This window comes from Streptomyces sp. JH14, assembly GCF_029428675.1.
In the GTDB taxonomy this organism is placed as follows: domain Bacteria; phylum Actinomycetota; class Actinomycetes; order Streptomycetales; family Streptomycetaceae; genus Streptomyces.
On the sequence record NZ_JAJNEL010000001.1, the window covers coordinates 1603480 to 1619190 of the forward strand.

The 15711-nt window shown below is 71.9% G+C and carries 15 protein-coding genes and 1 riboswitch; of the genes, 9 read left to right on the forward strand and 6 right to left on the reverse strand.

Going from position 1 to position 15711, the window contains the following annotated elements; genetic code table 11:
* The first annotated feature begins 62 nt into the window (after positions 1-62).
* The 5 genes from LRD69_RS07245 (at position 63) to LRD69_RS07265 (ending at position 6187) form a co-directional block, all read left to right on the forward strand.
* A complete protein-coding gene (locus LRD69_RS07245) occupies positions 63-953 on the forward strand; it encodes an ATP-binding cassette domain-containing protein (protein WP_277325731.1) in 891 nt (296 codons plus the stop codon).
* Positions 925-3012 carry a YhgE/Pip domain-containing protein gene (locus LRD69_RS07250; protein ID WP_277325732.1) on the forward strand — a complete coding sequence of 696 codons (2088 nt, stop codon included), beginning with the start codon at positions 925-927 and terminating at the stop codon, positions 3010-3012. The genes LRD69_RS07245 and LRD69_RS07250 overlap by 29 nt, the downstream gene beginning before the upstream one ends.
* Positions 3013-3041: 29 nt before the next feature.
* Positions 3042-3653, forward strand: coding sequence for a TetR/AcrR family transcriptional regulator (locus LRD69_RS07255; RefSeq protein WP_277325733.1), 612 nt, complete (start codon positions 3042-3044; stop codon positions 3651-3653).
* Positions 3654-4017: 364 nt separating this feature from the next.
* Positions 4018-4635, forward strand: a complete 618-nt coding sequence (locus tag LRD69_RS07260) for a DUF4126 domain-containing protein (protein ID WP_277325734.1) — start codon at positions 4018-4020, stop codon at positions 4633-4635.
* A 31-nt stretch (positions 4636-4666) separates the two neighbouring features.
* Positions 4667-6187, forward strand: coding sequence for an NAD(P)/FAD-dependent oxidoreductase (locus LRD69_RS07265; protein ID WP_277325735.1), 1521 nt, complete (start codon positions 4667-4669; stop codon positions 6185-6187).
* Positions 6188-6292: 105 nt separating this feature from the next.
* Here LRD69_RS07265 and LRD69_RS07270 read toward each other — a convergent pair whose 3' ends face one another.
* The 6 genes from LRD69_RS07270 to LRD69_RS07295 all read right to left on the reverse strand — a co-directional run bounded on the left by LRD69_RS07270 (position 6293) and on the right by LRD69_RS07295 (position 11303).
* Positions 6293-7255, reverse strand: coding sequence for a hypothetical protein (locus LRD69_RS07270; RefSeq protein ID WP_277325736.1), 963 nt, complete (start codon positions 7253-7255; stop codon positions 6293-6295).
* Between the two features lie 52 nt (positions 7256-7307).
* A complete protein-coding gene (gene metF / locus LRD69_RS07275; protein WP_277329652.1) occupies positions 7308-8225 on the reverse strand; it encodes a methylenetetrahydrofolate reductase [NAD(P)H] in 918 nt (305 codons plus the stop codon).
* A gap of 135 nt (positions 8226-8360) precedes the next feature.
* Positions 8361-9014 (reverse strand): thiamine phosphate synthase, encoded by a 654-nt coding sequence (gene thiE / locus LRD69_RS07280; RefSeq protein WP_277325737.1) that lies wholly within the window; start codon positions 9012-9014, stop codon positions 8361-8363.
* Between the two features lie 158 nt (positions 9015-9172).
* Positions 9173-9538, reverse strand: a complete 366-nt coding sequence (locus LRD69_RS07285) for an Rv2175c family DNA-binding protein (protein WP_093893586.1) — start codon at positions 9536-9538, stop codon at positions 9173-9175.
* Positions 9539-9643: 105 nt separating this feature from the next.
* The gene (locus LRD69_RS07290) at positions 9644-10900 is read right to left on the reverse strand and encodes an FAD-dependent oxidoreductase (protein ID WP_277325738.1); all 1257 of its coding nucleotides are present in this window, start codon (positions 10898-10900) and stop codon (positions 9644-9646) included.
* Between the two features lie 28 nt (positions 10901-10928).
* Entirely contained in the window at positions 10929-11303 is a 375-nt protein-coding gene (locus LRD69_RS07295; RefSeq protein WP_277325739.1) for a hypothetical protein, read from the reverse strand.
* A 51-nt stretch (positions 11304-11354) separates the two neighbouring features.
* Positions 11355-11467, forward strand: a riboswitch (TPP riboswitch).
* On the opposite strand from LRD69_RS07295, the gene thiO reads away from it, so the two are divergent.
* From thiO to pknB, 4 genes are all read left to right on the forward strand, one after another.
* Positions 11465-12685, forward strand: coding sequence for a glycine oxidase ThiO (thiO, locus tag LRD69_RS07300; protein WP_277325740.1), 1221 nt, complete (start codon positions 11465-11467; stop codon positions 12683-12685). It overlaps the preceding riboswitch by 3 nt.
* Positions 12682-12900, forward strand: coding sequence for a sulfur carrier protein ThiS (thiS, locus tag LRD69_RS07305; RefSeq protein WP_277325741.1), 219 nt, complete (start codon positions 12682-12684; stop codon positions 12898-12900). Before thiO ends, thiS begins: the two co-directional genes overlap by 4 nt.
* 2 nt (positions 12901-12902) lie before the next feature.
* Entirely contained in the window at positions 12903-13697 is a 795-nt protein-coding gene (locus LRD69_RS07310; RefSeq protein WP_277325742.1) for a thiazole synthase, read from the forward strand.
* Positions 13698-13807: 110 nt separating this feature from the next.
* Entirely contained in the window at positions 13808-15709 is a 1902-nt protein-coding gene (gene pknB, locus LRD69_RS07315) for a Stk1 family PASTA domain-containing Ser/Thr kinase (RefSeq protein ID WP_277325743.1), read from the forward strand.
* Positions 15710-15711 lie beyond the last annotated feature (2 nt).

Consider the following 15711-nt stretch of genomic DNA (forward strand, 5'->3'; position numbering starts at 1 on the left):
TGTCGTTCGGGAGTTCGAGCTATCTTTTTGTACTGACCAGTCAGTCTAAAAGGGGAGGGTCTGTGGACAGCCCGCACGGGGCAGCTGTCACCGCCGAGGACTTCGGGCTCAAGGGACCGCGCGGCTGGGCCTTCCGGGGCGTACGGCTCGACGCCCCGCCCGGCGCCCTGGTCGCGATCGAGGGCCCGTCCGGTTCCGGCCGCACCTGCCTGCTGCTCGCCCTGACCGGTCGGATGCGCCCCGCCGAGGGCCGCGCCGAGGTGGGTGGTCTGCGCCTTCCGCGCCAGATGGCCGCCGTACGCAGGATCAGCTCCCTCGGCCCGGTGCCGGGGGTCAGTGAGCTCGACCCGGCCTTCACCGTCGCCGAGCACCTGCACGAACGCGCCCTTCTGCAGCGCCGCTTCGACGGTTCGCTGCGCACGCTGCTCCGCCCCCGCGCCGAGCGCGCAGCCACCTCCCGGGCCCGCATCGACGCCGCGCTGGACGCCGCCGGGCTCGGCCTTGCGGACCTGCCCAAGGCCGGGCGGACCTCCGTACGCGATCTGGAGCGGCTGGAGGCGCTGCGGCTGTCCGTGGCCCTCGCCCTGGTCGGCCGGCCATGGCTGCTCGCCGTGGACGACGCCGACCTCAAGCTCTCCGACACCGAGCGCGCCGAGGCCTGGGAACTGCTGCGCTCCGTGGCCGCCGGCGGGACGACCGTGCTCGCCGTCTGCAGCCAGGCACCCGACCACGCGATCACCGTGCGCATGGACGGCACAGAGAGCAAGGCGGGCGCGGGCGGCACGGGCAGCACGCGCGCGGAAAGCACCCTGGGCACCGCAGAGGCAGCACACACCGCCACCGCGGAGGCCGCCGAGGCGACCGCGGCCCGGAAGACGACCGGAACCACGACCCAGAAGTCGACGACCGAGAAGGGGACGGCCGATGCGATCGCCGAAACTGGCCGCGCTTGAGCTGAAGCGTTTCGGCAGAGGGAGGCTGCCCCGTGCCGCACTCGTCGCGCTGCTGCTCCTGCCCCTGCTCTACGGCGCCCTGTACCTGTGCTCCTTCTGGGACCCGTACAGCCGCCTCGACCGGATCCCCGTCGCACTCGTCAATGACGACAAGGGCGCCACCGCCGCCGGGAAGCACATCGAGGCCGGTGACGAGATCACCCGCAAGCTGCTCGACTCCAAGGTCTTCGACTGGCACGAGGTGAGCTCCGCCCAGGCCGCCCGGGGCGTCGAGGACGGAACATTCTACCTCTCGCTGACCATGCCGTCGGACTTCAGCGAGCGGATCGCCTCCAGTTCGGGTGACTCCCCGGAGACCGGCGCACTCCAGGTGCGCACGAACGACGCCAACAACTACATAGTCGGGCAGATCTCCCGGACCGTGTTCTCCGAGGTCCGCACCGCCGCGTCCACCAACGCCTCGCGCGGCTTCCTCGACCGGATCTTCATCTCCTTCTCCGATCTCCACGACGCGACGGCGAAGGCCGCGAAGGGCGCCGACGACCTGAAGGGCGGGATCGGCAAGGCGAAGAAGGGCTCGAAGGACCTCGCGGACGGGCTCAAGGACGCCAAGGCCGGCAGCGGCCGGCTGGAGAGCGGGATCGTCAGGCTGAACAAGGGCGCGGGCGATCTCGAAACGGGGGCCCGGCAGGTCGCCGACGGCACACAGCTGCTCGCCGACAAGGTCAACGGCGTGGCGGCCGACGTCCGCCCGTTCCTGAAGGACAACGGCAAGTCGATCGGCGACACCGCCCGGCTGGTCGCCGATTCCTCGCAGACCGTACGGGACAACCTCGACCTGCTGGTGAAGACGGCGCCCACCGCGGCGCCCACCGCGCACCAGGCCTCCGACGACCTGGCCGACGTCTACCGCACCCGGTGCGACGACCAGCTGCTCCCCGACCCCACCGTCTGCCCTCCGCTGAAACGCGCCACGACCGCCGCCGCCGATGTCGCCCAGGTCGCCGACGATGTGAACGTACTGGTCACGAACCAGAACGGGGATCTGAAGAAGCTGCGCGCACAGCTCACCACCCTGCAGAAGCAGGCCGACGCCCTCGCCGCGCGCTCCCCGCACCTCGACGAGGACCTGAAGTCCGCCGTCGCGAAGATCAATGCGCTCAATACGGGTGCCCACCGGGTCGCCAAGGGCGCGGACGAGCTGCACACCGGTCTGACGTCCGCCAGAACCGGATCCGTCGACCTGAACGCCGGTGTCGGCGAGCTGAAGGAGGGCGCGACGAGCCTGGACGGCGGACTGATCCGGCTGGGCAACGGCTCAGCCACGCTCGCCCAGGGGCTGAACGACGGCGTCGGCGAGATCCCCGACTACGACGAGCAGGACCGCGACCGGCGCACCGATGTGATGGCCGACCCGGTGAAGCTCGCCTCCCAGTCGCTGCACAAGGCGCCCAACTACGGCACGGGGTTCGCCCCGTACTTCATCCCGCTCTCCCTCTGGGTCGGCGCGATGGTGGCGTACATGCTGATCCAGCCGCTCAACCGACGGGCGCTCGCCGCCGGGGCGTCCGCCTGGCGGATCGCCTTCGCGGGCTGGCTGCCGATGGCCGCCATCGGTCTGGTTCAGGTCGCCGCCCTCATGTCCGTACTGCACTGGGGACTCGGGCTGCAGATGACCCACGCCGCCGGGACCATCGGCTTCCTCGCCCTTGTGACCTGCTGCTTCGGTGCGATCGTGCAGTGGCTGAACGCCCGGTTCGGGGCGGCGGGACGCATCCTCGTCCTTGCCGTGCTGATGCTCCAGCTGACCTCGGCCGGGGGCACCTACCCCGTGCAGACCAGCCCCGGCTTCTTCGGCGCGATCCACCCCTATCTGCCGATGAGTTACGTCGTCGACGGGCTGCGCAGGCTGATCACGGGCGGCGGGCTCGGACCGGTCTGGCAGGGCTGCGCGGTGCTCCTGGCTTTCACGGCGGGGGCGCTGGCCCTGACCGCGGTGGCCGCGCGCCGCAAGCAGGTGTGGACGCTGGACCGGCTGCATCCGGAGCTGAGTCTGTGACCGCGCCGGGACCTGTGAGAATCGACCGCATGGAAAGCAGTGGCACCACGCGTCGTCAGGCCACCCGGCAGAAGCTCTACGAGGCGGCCGTCACCCTCATCGCGGAGAAGGGCTTCTCGGCGACCACGGTCGACGAGATCGCCGAACGCGCCGGGGTCGCCAAGGGCACGGTCTACTACAACTTCAAGAGCAAGACCGAACTCTTCGAAGAGCTGCTGCGGCACGGCGTCGGCCTGCTGACCGCGTCGCTGCGCTCCGCGGCCGACGAGACCGGGGCGCGCGGCGGCACCCGGGTCGAGGCCCTTGACGCGATGATCAGGGCCGGTCTGGTCTTCATCGACCGCTACCCGGCCTTCACCCAGCTGTACGTCGCCGAGCTGTGGCGCACCAACCGCGCCTGGCAGGCAACGCTCCTGGTGGTGCGTCAGGAGGCCGTCGCCGTGGTCGAGGACGTGCTCCGCGAGGGCGTCGGGAACGGGGAGCTCAGCGAGGAGATCGACATCCCGCTGACAGCGGCCGCGCTGGTCGGCATGGTGCTGGTGGCTGCCCTGGACTGGCAGGCGTTCCAGCCCGAGCGGTCCCTGGACGACGTGCACTCGGCACTGTCCCTGCTGCTGCACGGCCGGGTCAGCGGACACTGACGCCCCCTCGCGGCCCGGGAGTTACGCACGCACGAAAGCGCCGGTCCTGCGAGGCTCGATCCCCCCGAGCCTCGCCCGACCGGCGCTTCCTGTGTTTCCGGAGAGCCTTTCCCCGTGACCCCGTCGTTCCCCCGTGGTCCCCGTGCTCTCCGTGGTGCACCCCCGTTGCGGAGGAGTGCGGCGTCCGTTCCGCCGCCCCGTGCCGGCGGTACCGGCGCTGCGCCCCTCCGTGGTCTCCACTCTTCCGTCTGCGCAGGTGGCAGCCCATCCGCGCACCTACTCAACTCGTGCACTAGGTACGGATACTCAGGGCTACGCGTCCGGCCCCACCCGCAGCGCCGCGGCACTGGTTACGATCGCGTCCGTGTCCGTACTCCCCCTGGTGTTCACGAGTGGCTGGGCGAGCGGGATCAACGCGTACGCGGTGGTCCTCCTGCTCGGCGTCTTCGGCGCGACCGGTGTCACCGACGAGGTGCCCGCATCGCTGCAACGCACCGATGTGCTCGTGGCCGCCGCCGTGCTCTTCCTGTGCGAAGCGGTCGCGGACAAGATCCCGTACGTGGACTCGCTCTGGGACTCGGTGCACACGGTCATCAGGCCGGTCGCCGGGGCTGTCGTGGCGGCACTTCTGGCCGGTGAGAGCGGTTCGCTGCCGGAGCTCGCGGCCGGGGCCGTCGGCGGTTCCACCGCGCTGATGAGCCATCTGGTGAAGGCGGGTACCAGGATGGCGGTGAACACGTCCCCCGAGCCGTTCAGCAATATCGCCGTCAGCACGGCCGAGGATCTGGGCGTCGCCGGAATCATCACGTTCGCGATATTCCATCCGCTGGCCGCCGCGGTCGTCGCCGCGGTGCTCCTGTTGCTCGGTCTCGTGATACTGGTCTTCCTCGCCTCCCGGATCCGCCGGTTCCTGCGCCGCAGGGCCCAGCGGCGCGAGGAGAAACGTCTGGCCGGGACCCGTACGCACTGGCCTCCCGGCTGAGTCGTCGGTGGTGGCCGTTAAGGTCCTTGGCATGGCACGTATTGCGGTGATCGGCGCCGGGATGGGCGCAATGGCGGCGGCCGCCCGGCTGGCCGTGGCAGGCCACCGGGTGACGGTGTACGAGCGGTCCGGGACGTACGGCGGCTCGGTCGGCCGGTATTCCCGGGACGGCTTCACGTTCGACACGGGTCCCTCGCTGCTGCATCTGCCCGCGGTCTACCGCGATCTGTTCGTGAAGACCGGCAAGGAACCGCTGGAGCAGTGCGTCACGATGACGCAGGTCGATCCGGCGAGCCGCCATCTCTTCGCCGACGGCACGGCGGTCTCGCTGCCGAACGCCTCGCGGGCCGGGGTCGTCGCCGCCCTGGACCGCGCACTGGGGTCCGGTGCGGGCGGCAGCTGGGGCGAGTTCCTCGACCGGGCGCGGGATGCCTGGGACCGGTCCCGGCGGCCGCTGCTGGAGGAGCCGTTGCGCGCCGACTGGCAGGTGCTGGGCCGCGATCCGTATCCGGCGCTGCGGCAGCGCCGGCTGCTGCGGGCCGCCCGGCAGGCGGGCACGGTGGCGGAGGTCGGCGCCTGGGAGCTGGCGGACCCCCGGCTGGTCGCCCTCCTCGACGGCTACGCGCTGTCGTACGGCCTCGATCCGCTGCGCGCCCCGGCGAGCGCGGCCCTGCTGCCGTACATGGAGGAGACGTTCGGCAGCTGGTACGCGGCCGGGGGGATGCGGGCGCTGGCGCAGGCGGTGTACGAGCGCTGCCTGGCCCGGAGAGTGGAGTTCGAGTTCGGCGCCGAAGTGGCCCGGATCGTGGAGAAGGACGGCCGGGCGGCGGGCGTCGAGCTCGCGGCGGGCACGGTGGCCGAGGCCGACCATGTGGTGCTCGGGGCGTGGCCGCACCCGGGGCTGGTGCCGGGTCAGGAGCTCTGGCGGGACGGCGAGGTGGCGGCTCAGCCCCGGCCGGGGGGCGGGGTGACGGTGCCGGGCCGGTTCCAGGTCCTGCTGTCGCTGCGCGGTGCCCGGCCCGCGGACACCGTGCACCGGACCGTGGTGCACGCCCCGGACGGCGCGGCGGAGCGGGAGGCGGTGTTCGGCGGCCGGCTCGCCGAACATCCCACGGTGACGGTGTTCCGCCCGGACGATCCGTCGACCCGCCCCGACGACGCGCACGAGGCCGTGACCGTGACCGCGACTGTCGCCCCGCACACCACCGTGGACTGGACGGACGCGGCGCTGCGCAAGCGGTATGCCGACACGGTGATCGAGGCGGCCGGCGCGGCCGTCCCGGGTATCCGTGAGCGGCTGCTCCACGCCGAGGTCCGGACACCCGCGGAGGCCGCCGCCGACACCGGAGCCGAGGGCGGCTCGGTGCCCGCGCCCGCGCTGGCCGGGGCCGCGGGCGCGTATCTGCATCCCGGGAACCGCACACGGCTGCCGGGGCTCTACCTCGCGGGTGGCTGGTCGCACCCGGGCGGCGGGCTTGCACACGCCGGAATGTCGGGGGCACTCGTCGCCGGGCTCATCGTGGAGGGCGACGGCTTCCGCGGCTCCCAGTGAACGCGGCCGCGCGCGAGCGCGGTCGCCGGTGCGTGCGGCTGCCGGCCGGCCCGTTCACATGCAGGGGCAGCTGCCGGTGAACTCCGACTCCGATGAGTACAGCTGTCAGTAGCGGTACTGCTGTTCGTTGTAGCCGGTGTCGTAGCCGTTCGGGTACGGGGCCGGCTGTGCGGGCTGCTCCGGCGGGTACTGCTCGCCCTCGCGCTGCTGCGGCACCCAGACGCCGCCCGGCGGGGTCTCTGCGGAGTACTGCTGGGCGTAGGGGTCCGCCGCGTACTGCTGCTGGCCGCCGTAGCTGTCGTAGCTCGCATACGTGCCCTGTGTGCCGTACTGCGGGGAGCCGCCCGTGGTGCCGGTCCCGATGTACGGGTCGGAGTACGCGGCGTACTGCTGCTGGCCCGTGCCGTAGTCGTACTGCCCCGCGTAGCCGTCCTGAGTGGCGTACGCCTCCTGGCCGGCGTACGTGCCCTGGCCCGCGTACGCGTCCTGGCTTGCGTAGGTGCCCTGGCTGTCGTAGCTGCTCTGGCCGGGTGCGCTGTACGTGGAGTAGTCGGTGTACGGGTCGTAGGCGTCGTACGGGGGCTGCCCCGGGGCGTGCCGGGTCTGCTGCTGCGGCTGGGGATCCGTGTAGATGCCGTACTGCCCGGTGTCGTCCGGCAGCGGCTCCGGTTCGTAGACGGCGGCCGCGGGCGTGGCGCTGTTCGCCTCGTCCTCGCCCGCCCGGTCGTACTCCACCTCGAGGTCCGACACCTCGAGCGTGGGCTCCCGGCGGGTGTCCGGGGCAGCGCTCCGTCGGCGACGGCTCTCGCCCGGACTGCCCCCTATCGCCCAGCCGGTCGAGAAGCCGCGCCGGAAGGAGAGGGTCACGTACGTCTGGCCGACGGCGAACGCGACCGTTCCGACGGCGATGACCGGCACGGACGGCATCAGCACACCGACGACCACAACCGCGAAGCCGGTGAAGGCGAGCAGGCGCCAGCGCAGTCGCGCCTTGTACTGCAGGAGCACCTCGCCGAGCAGCCACAGCGCCACGATGCCGAACGCGATGTAGAGGACCGTCCAGCCCATGCCCGCCCCCTTTTCTACGGCCACCGCCCGGGATGTCGGCGGGTACGGCCGGTCACGACTGCTTGTGCAGTCCGAGATTCTCGTAGATCTCGAGCGTTGCCGTCGAGTTGTTCAGCGTGATGAAGTGCAGTCCGGGCACACCCTCGGAGCGCAGCCTCGCGCAGAACTCCGTCGCGAACTCGATGCCAATGGAGCGTACAGCGGCTGCGTCGTCCTTGACGGCGAGGATGCGTTCTTTCAGGGCCGACGGCAAAGTCGCGTTGCTGAGCTGCGGAAACCGTTCCAACTGCTTGACGCTGGTGAGCGGCATGACCTCGGGGATGACAGGCGTTTCGCAACCCGCCGCAACCACTCGGTCACGCATACGCAGATAGTCCTCAGGATCGAAGAACATCTGCGTGATCGCATAGTCGGCGCCGGCGCGGCACTTGTCCACGAAATGCCGGACGTCGGTGTCCCAGTCGGTCGAGCGCGGATGCATCTCGGGAAATGCCGCGACGCCGACACAGAAATCGCCGGATTCCTTGATGAGCCGGACGAGATCGGCGGCGTACCGCACGCCCTGCGGGTGCTTGACCCACTCGCCCATCGGGTCGCCCGGCGGGTCGCCCCGCACGGCGAGGATGTTCCTGATTCCGACGTCGGCGTACTGCCCGATCATGTTGCGCAGCTCGGCGACGGAGTGATTGACGGCCGTGAGGTGCGCGACCGGGGTGAGGGTGGAATCGGCGGCGATCTGCTCGGTGGCTCGCACCGTTCCGGCCCGCGTCGAGCCACCGGCTCCGTACGTCACGGAGACGAAGCTCGGACGCACCGCCTCGACACGGCGCAGCGCATTCCAGAGATTGCGCTCGCCCTTCTCGGTCTTGGGAGCCCAGAACTCGAACGAATACGAAGTTTTGCCGGTCGCGAGCAGCTCACGCACCGTGCGTGCGTGATCCGTCCTGGTAGAGGGAGTGCCAAGAGCCATACTGCAGGTTAACCAGGGCTCGCCGCTCCCCCAACCAGAGCAGCGGCAATTGCCCGAATTGACTGGCCGTCTGTCCATCCTTCGGACAGTCTCACGATGTTCGTCGGATGAGCCGCGATTTTCCCGACGCGTCCGTCACCCGTCGGCACGCGTCCTGAGCCGCTTCGCGAGCTCGGCGGTGGCCGCCACCGGATCGTCGGCCTCGGTGATCGCACGTACGACGACGACCCGGCGTGCTCCCGCGTCCAGCACCTCGTCGAGGTTGCCCGCGTCGATCCCTCCGATGGCGAACCACGGGCGCGGCTGCGCGAGCGAGGCGGCGTACCGCACGAGGCCGAGGCCGGGGGCGTGCCGGCCGGGCTTGGTCGGGGTGGGCCAGCAGGGCCCGGTGCAGAAGTAGTCCACGCCGGGTTCGGCGACGGCCGCGTCGACCTCGGACTCGGCGTGCGTGGAGCGGCCGATCACCACGTCCTGGCCGATGATGGCGCGGGCGGCCGGCACCGGCAGGTCTCCCTGGCCGAGGTGGAGCACATCGGAACCGATGGCATGGGCGACATCGGCCCGGTCGTTCACCGCGAGGAGCTTGCCGTGGCGCCGGCAGGCGTCGGCGAGGACCGCCAGGTGCTCGAGTTCCTCGGCCGCTTCCATGCCCTTGTCGCGCAGCTGGACGATGTCCACCCCGGAGGAGAGCACGGCGTCGAGGAACGCCGGGAGGTCGCCCTGGCGCCTGCGGGCGTCCGTGCACAGATAGAGCCGGGCTTCGGACAGCAGCGCGCGAGGCGTGGACATGGTGAGGTTCCCCCTTGGATGCGGCGATACGGCATACGGCGGTGCGGCCCGGTGTGTCCGGAGCCCCCGCACGAGTGCAGCGCTACGTCGTCATGCGGCGGTACGGGCCGGGCCGCTCGGAACGGCCCGGGCCCGTACCCCGCGTGCGGTTGTCCCGGTCAGACGGCGAGCGCCTGGGCGCGGCGCTTCACCTCCGTGCCGCGATTCTCGCTCAGCGCCTGCGCGGGGGTGCCGGGGAGGGTGGGGTCGGGGGTGAAGAGCCACTCCAGCATCTCTTCGTCGGTGTAGCCGTCGTCCCTCAGGAGCGTCAGGGTGCCGGAGAGGCCCTTGACCACCTTGTTGCCGTCGATGAAGGCAGCAGGCACCTGGAGTGCCCGGTTCTCACCACGGCGTACGGCGATGAGCTGGCCCTCCTTGACCAGCTGCCGCACGCGCGTCACCTCGACATCGAGCATTTCCGCGATGTCGGGGAGGTGGAGCCAGGCGGGGACGAGAGCATCGATCTTTGCGTCAATCTCGGTCACGGGGACAAGCGTGCCATCCCGGACCGACAGTCGGTACCCGGACCCGACCGGACGGGGGTCGCCCCAGCGCCCTCAAGGCCCCCGGCAGCCCCTGGGGAAGCGCCGTCACGAGGCATCCGCCCTGGCCGACTTCAGCGGTACGGCGGGGTCGGCCGCCCGCACCTGATCGAGCCGCGCCCCCGCCTCGATGAGTCTGCGCCCCTGGGCCAGATCACGCGGCCGCCCGACGGCGAGGACGGCAACCAGCGCGCCGTCCCGCAGCCAGCACACGGTCCAGGCCGGGTCTGCCGGGTCGCCGCGCCACAGCAGGGTGTCCGCGTCCCCGTGATGACCCGCGTACTGCACGAACCGGTCGAACTGCTCGGACCAGAAGTACGGCACGGGGTCGTACGTCAGGGGCTGCACCCCGCCGGTACCGGCGCCGATGATGTTGGCCGCGGCGGTCCGCGGCCCCTGGAGAGCGTTGTCCCAGTGGTGGACGAGAAGCCGCGTGCCGTACCGCGCGGAGGGGAAGGACGCGCAGTCGCCGACCGCGTACACATCCGGCAGCGAGGTGCGCAGTGCGTCGTCGGCGGTCACCGACCCGTCCGGGCCCAGCGCAATGCCGGAGCCGGCCAGCCAGCCGGTGGCGGGCCGGGCGCCGATCCCGACGACCACCGCTCCGGCGGCGAGCGCGCGCCCGTCGGCGAGGACCACGCTGCCCTGCTCGATCCGGGCCACCGGCGTGCCCGTGAGGAGTTCGGCACCGCTCTGCGCGTACCAGCGGGCCATCGGGACGGCGACCTCGGCGGGCAGAACGCCTGCCAGCGGCCTGTCGGCAGCCTCGACGACGGTGACCTCGCAGCCCGCGGCGCGCGCCGCGGTGGCGAACTCCGCGCCGATCCAGCCCGCGCCGACGACCACGACGGTGTGCTGCTCGTCGAGGACCGGCCGCAGCCGCGCGGCGTCGTCGAGGGTGCGCAGCAGATGGACGCCCGGCACCCCCTCGGAGCCGGGCAGTACCACCGGTTCGGCGCCGCAGGCGACGACCAGGACGTCGTACGGAACGGATCCGGCCAAGGTGTCCAGTTCGTGCGCGCCGGGCCGCAGGCCGGTCACGTCGCGGCCCAGTTGCAGGTGGATGTCCAGCGCTTCGAAATCGATGTCGAAGGCGGAGCCCTCGGCGTTGCCGAGCAGGACGGCTTTGGACAGCGGTGGCCGGTCGTACGGCTGGTGGGGTTCGGCGCCGATGAGGGTGACCGGGCCGGTGAAGCCCTGCTCCCGCAGGGCGACCGCGGTCTGCACGCCGGCCATGCCCGCGCCGACGATGACGACGCGGCGCTCTGTCCGCCGGCCCGGCTGCTCTGTCTGCTGCTCGCTCACCCGCCCAGCTTATGCACCTGACGATTCGTCAGGCAGGCAGCTCCTCGACCACGCTCGTACCCCTGCCCTCCTGCGACTCCCATTCCCAGCGCTCGTCCAGCCGCACCCGGCCGTCCGCGAGATCGACGACGGTGGAGAGACAGTGCCCGGAGGACGTCGTGCCGTCCTGCTTCAACTGGACGGAGGGAGCACCTCCCATGCCTTTGAGGCCATGGGGGAGAAAGTCGAGCCGGTCGCCGGAGCGCGTGCCGACGAGATGTCCCCGGACCACGTCGCCGCCCGCGTACTGGGCACAGAACCGGCCGTTCTCCTCGTGGTACGTGAAGCGGGTACGGGTGCCGACCTGACCCGGCGCCTGGTCGGCGACACGTGAGAGGACGAGCCCGTCGAGCGAACGGGCCACGGTGACTGCTCCCTTACCGGGCGTGGGGAACGGGGTTTAGGGTGGCCACCGTAAGACACTCGCGGGAGTCCGGACGCACCGGGCTGAGAGGGAGGCTGGGCGGCCTCCGACCGTACGAACCTGATCCGGGTCATGCCGGCGAAGGGAGGGGCTGGACGCCCATGCATTCCCCCGGGAACACCCCAGCAACAGGATCCGACGTCCTCGTCATCGGGGGCGGGATCATCGGTCTGGTGACCGCCTGGCGGGCGGCGCAGCGCGGCCTGCGCACCACGGTCATCGACCCCGACCCGGGCGGCGGGGCCGCCCGGGTGGCGGCCGGAATGCTCGCCGCCGTCACCGAACTCCACTACGGCGAGCAGATGCTGCTCGGCCTCAATGTCGCCTCCGCCGCACGCTATCCGGCCTTCGCCGCCGAGCTGGAGGCGGCGAGCGGCCAGGACATCGGCTTCCGGACCTGCGGCACCCTCGCGGTCGCCCTGGACTCCGACGACCGCGCCCATCTGCGGGAACTGCATGCGCTGCACCTCCGTTCGGGGCTGGAGTCGCAGTGGCTCACCGGCCGTGAGTGCCGCCGGCTGGAACCGATGCTGGCACCGGGGGTACGCGGCGGTCTGCGGGTCGACGGCGACCACCAGGTCGACCCCCGTCGGCTGGCCGCCGCCCTGCTGACGGCCTGTGAGCGGGCCGGGGTGGTCGTCCACCGCGACCGGGCGGAACGCCTCGCAGTGGAACGGGACCGGGCCACCGGAGCCGTGCTGGCAGGCGGTACGGAGCTCGCCGCCGACCAGGTCGTACTCGCCGCGGGCAGCCTCAGCGGGCGGCTCGCGGGGCTGCCGGACGAGGTCACGCCGCCCGTCCGGCCGGTGAAGGGGCAGGTGCTGCGGCTGACCGTGCCCGCCGCGTACGCACCGTTCCTCACCCGGACCGTGCGGGCCGTGGTCCGCGGCAGCCACGTCTACCTCGTACCGCGCGAGAACGGCGAGCTGGTCGTCGGCGCCACCAGTGAGGAGATGGGCTGGGACACCACCGTCACGGCGGGCGGTGTGTACGAGCTGCTGCGCGACGCCCATGAGCTGGTGCCCGGGATCACCGAACTGCCGCTCACCGAGACCCGGGCCGGCCTGCGCCCCGCCTCCCCCGACAACGCTCCGCTGCTCGGCCCCACCGCCCTGCCCGGTCTGCATCTCGCCACCGGCCACCACCGCAACGGGGTGCTGCTCACCCCCGTCACCGGCGACGCCATGGCCGAGCTGCTGACCACCGGCGAACTGCCCGCCGTGGCCCGGCCCTTCGCTCCCGGGCGGTTCGCGCCCGCCCCCGTACCGTCGCCCTCCGCGCCGTCCGCCACCGCCTCCGCACGTCAGGAGCAGCCCGCATGACCGAGTCCGTCGCGCTCTGCGTGTCCGTCAACGGCCAGCCCCGCTCGATCGCGGCGGGCACCACCCTGGAGACCCTCGTCGCGACCCTCACCACGGCGCACTCCGGCATCGCGGCCGCCCTCAACGAGACCGTGGTTCCGCGCAGCCGGTGGGCCACCGCCGCGCTCGCCGACGGCGACCGGATCGAAGTCCTCACCGCGGTCCAGGGAGGCTGACCATGTCCGACGATCTCTTCACGCTCGGCGACACGACGTTCGGTTCCCGGCTGATCATGGGCACGGGCGGGGCGCCCAGCCTCGACGTACTGGAGCGCTCGCTGACCGCCTCCGGCACCGAGCTGACCACCGTCGCGATGCGCCGTCTCGATCCGACCGTGCAGGGTTCGGTGCTCTCCGTGCTGGAACGGCTCGCGATCCGTGTCCTGCCGAACACGGCGGGCTGCTTCACCGCGGGCGAGGCCGTGCTGACCGCGCGGCTGGCCCGCGAGGCGCTGGGCACCGACTGGATCAAGCTGGAGGTCGTGGCCGACGAGCGGACCCTGCTGCCCGACCCGATCGAGCTGCTGGACGCGGCGGAGACCCTGGCCGACGACGGCTTCACCGTCCTTCCGTACACCAATGACGACCCGGTGCTGGCCCGGAGGCTGGAGGATGTGGGGTGCGCGGCGATCATGCCGCTCGGCTCCCCCATCGGCTCCGGCCTCGGCATCCGCAACCCGCACAACTTCCAGCTGATCGTCGAGCACGCCCGGGTGCCGGTGATCCTCGACGCCGGCGCCGGGACGGCGTCGGACGCGGCGCTCGCGATGGAGCTGGGGTGCTCGGCCGTGATGCTGGCCTCCGCGGTGACCCGGGCGCAGGAGCCCGAGCTGATGGCGGCGGCGATGCGGCATGCGGTGGACGGCGGGCGGCTGGCGTACCGCGCGGGCCGGATCCCGCGGCGCCACTTCGCCGAGGCGTCGTCGCCGGTGGAGGGGCGGGCGGTGCTGGACCCGGAGCGGCCCGCGTTCTGACCCCGGTACGGGCCGCACGTGCATGTCCCTGTCACGGCTCGGCTGCAGTACGGCCGCGGGATCGCTCCGGCCCGTCGGCCATGTCCGCGGTGGCTCGTAGACTCGCTTGCGTGGATACGACCCTTCAGGACCCGCTTGTCGGGCAACTGCTCGACGGCCGCTATCGCGTCGATGCCCGCATCGCCGTGGGCGGGATGGCCACGGTCTACCGGGCCCTGGACACCCGTCTGGACCGGGTGCTCGCCCTCAAGGTGATGCACCCGGCGCTCGCGGCCGACGCCTCGTTCGTCGAGCGCTTCATCCGCGAGGCCAAGTCCGTGGCCCGGCTGGCGCACCCCAATGTGGTCGCGGTCTTCGACCAGGGCGCCCAGGGGGCGTACGTCTACCTGGCGATGGAGTACGTCGCGGGCTGCACGCTGCGCGACGTCCTGCGCGACCGCGGCGCCCTGCAGCCGCGGGCGGCGCTGGACATCCTGGAGCCGGTCCTCGCCGCGCTGGGCGCCGCGCACCGGGCGGGGTTCGTTCACCGGGACATGAAGCCGGAGAACGTCCTCATAGGGGACGACGGCCGCGTGAAGGTCGCGGACTTCGGTCTGGTGCGCGCCGTGGGCGCCGTCACGAACACCACCGGGACCGTCCTGGGCACCGTCTCGTATCTCGCCCCCGAGCAGATCGAGCACGGCACGGCGGACACCCGCACCGATGTGTACGCCTGCGGCGTCGTGCTGTACGAGATGCTGACGGGCACCAAGCCGCACACCGGCGACTCCCCCGCCCAGGTGATCTACCAGCACCTCAACGAGGACGTACCGGCCCCGTCGGCCGTCGTCCCGGGGCTCGCGGTGGAGCTGGACGAGCTGGTCGCGAGCGCCACCGCGCGCGACCCCGAGGTCCGCCCGTTCGACGCGGTGGCCCTGCTCGCCGAGTCCCGTACCGCGCGCGCCGGGCTCACCGACGCCCAGCTGGACGCCGTACCTCCACAGGCCCTCGCCGAGACGCACGACGGCGCCGAGGACCGTACGAGCGTGATCCCCCGGGTCCTCCCGGTCGGCCAGGGCACCGCCCACCACACCAGCCGGCTGGAGATGCCGCCTGCGCTGCCGCCCGAGCCGGCCCGTCCCGGGCCGCGGCGCGGACTGCTCGCCGCGATCGTCGCCGTGCTGCTCGTGCTGGGGCTCGGCGCCGGTGTCTGGTACATCAACTCGGGACAGTTCACCCGGGTCCCCTCGCTGCTCGGCCAGACCGAGAAGGCCGCCCGGGAGCGGCTCTCGGACGCCGGTCTCGAGCTGAAGAACGTCGAGCGGGCCTACAGCGACGACGTCGACCGCGGCAAGGTCATCGGCAGCGACCCGAAGTCGGGCGCCCGTATCCGGGGCAACGGCGCGGTGAAGATCATCGTCTCGCGCGGTCCGGAGATCGTGAAGGTCCCCGACGTCGCGGGCACCTCGCCGGCCGAGGCCAGGCGCGCCCTGAAGGACGCGGGCCTGGTGGCCGGCATGGTCACCAAGGAGTTCAGCGAGGAGGTCGGGCAGGGCGAGGTGATCCGTACGGATCCCACGGCGGGCACCGAGCGCCACCCGGACTCCGCGATCGCTCTGGTCGTCAGCAAGGGCAGCCCGGTCGACGTCCCCCATGTGACGGGGATGTCGGTCGACGAGGCCACCGCGGCGCTGGAGGAGGAGGGCCTGAAGGCCAAGGTGCTGCCGGACCGGGTCAATTCGCCCGAGGCCGCGGGCGAGATCGCCCGCCAGTCGCCGGGCGGGGGCGCCCAGGCCGCCGAGGGCGACACCATCACGCTCACGGTCTCCAAGGGCCCGCGGATGCTCGATGTCCCGGACGTCACCGGCAAGGACGTCGACGAGGCCACGAACCTGCTGAAGGCCGCGGGCTTCGAGGTCAAGGTCGACCGCCCGTTCCTCTCCTTCAGCGACACGATCGCGAGCCAGTCCGTCGACGGCGGCGACCAGGCCCCCGAAGGCAGCACCATCACCATCAAGACCAAGGGACTCTGAGA

What these genes read in the sequence shown, in the direction of transcription:
- LRD69_RS07255 (WP_277325733.1), top strand. Translation starts at nt 3,042, where the DNA reads ATGGAAAGCAGTGGCACCACGCGTCGTCAGGCCACCCGGCAGAAGCTC.
- thiO (WP_277325740.1), top strand. Translation starts at nt 11,465, where the DNA reads ATGCATTCCCCCGGGAACACCCCAGCAACAGGATCCGACGTCCTCGTC.
- LRD69_RS07310 (WP_277325742.1), top strand. Translation starts at nt 12,903, where the DNA reads ATGTCCGACGATCTCTTCACGCTCGGCGACACGACGTTCGGTTCCCGG.
- thiE (WP_277325737.1), bottom strand. Translation starts at nt 9,014, where the DNA reads ATGTCCACGCCTCGCGCGCTGCTGTCCGAAGCCCGGCTCTATCTGTGC.
- metF (WP_277329652.1), bottom strand. Translation starts at nt 8,225, where the DNA reads ATGGCTCTTGGCACTCCCTCTACCAGGACGGATCACGCACGCACGGTG.
- LRD69_RS07265 (WP_277325735.1), top strand. Translation starts at nt 4,667, where the DNA reads ATGGCACGTATTGCGGTGATCGGCGCCGGGATGGGCGCAATGGCGGCG.
- LRD69_RS07250 (WP_277325732.1), top strand. Translation starts at nt 925, where the DNA reads ATGCGATCGCCGAAACTGGCCGCGCTTGAGCTGAAGCGTTTCGGCAGA.
- LRD69_RS07270 (WP_277325736.1), bottom strand. Translation starts at nt 7,255, where the DNA reads ATGGGCTGGACGGTCCTCTACATCGCGTTCGGCATCGTGGCGCTGTGG.
- thiS (WP_277325741.1), top strand. Translation starts at nt 12,682, where the DNA reads ATGACCGAGTCCGTCGCGCTCTGCGTGTCCGTCAACGGCCAGCCCCGC.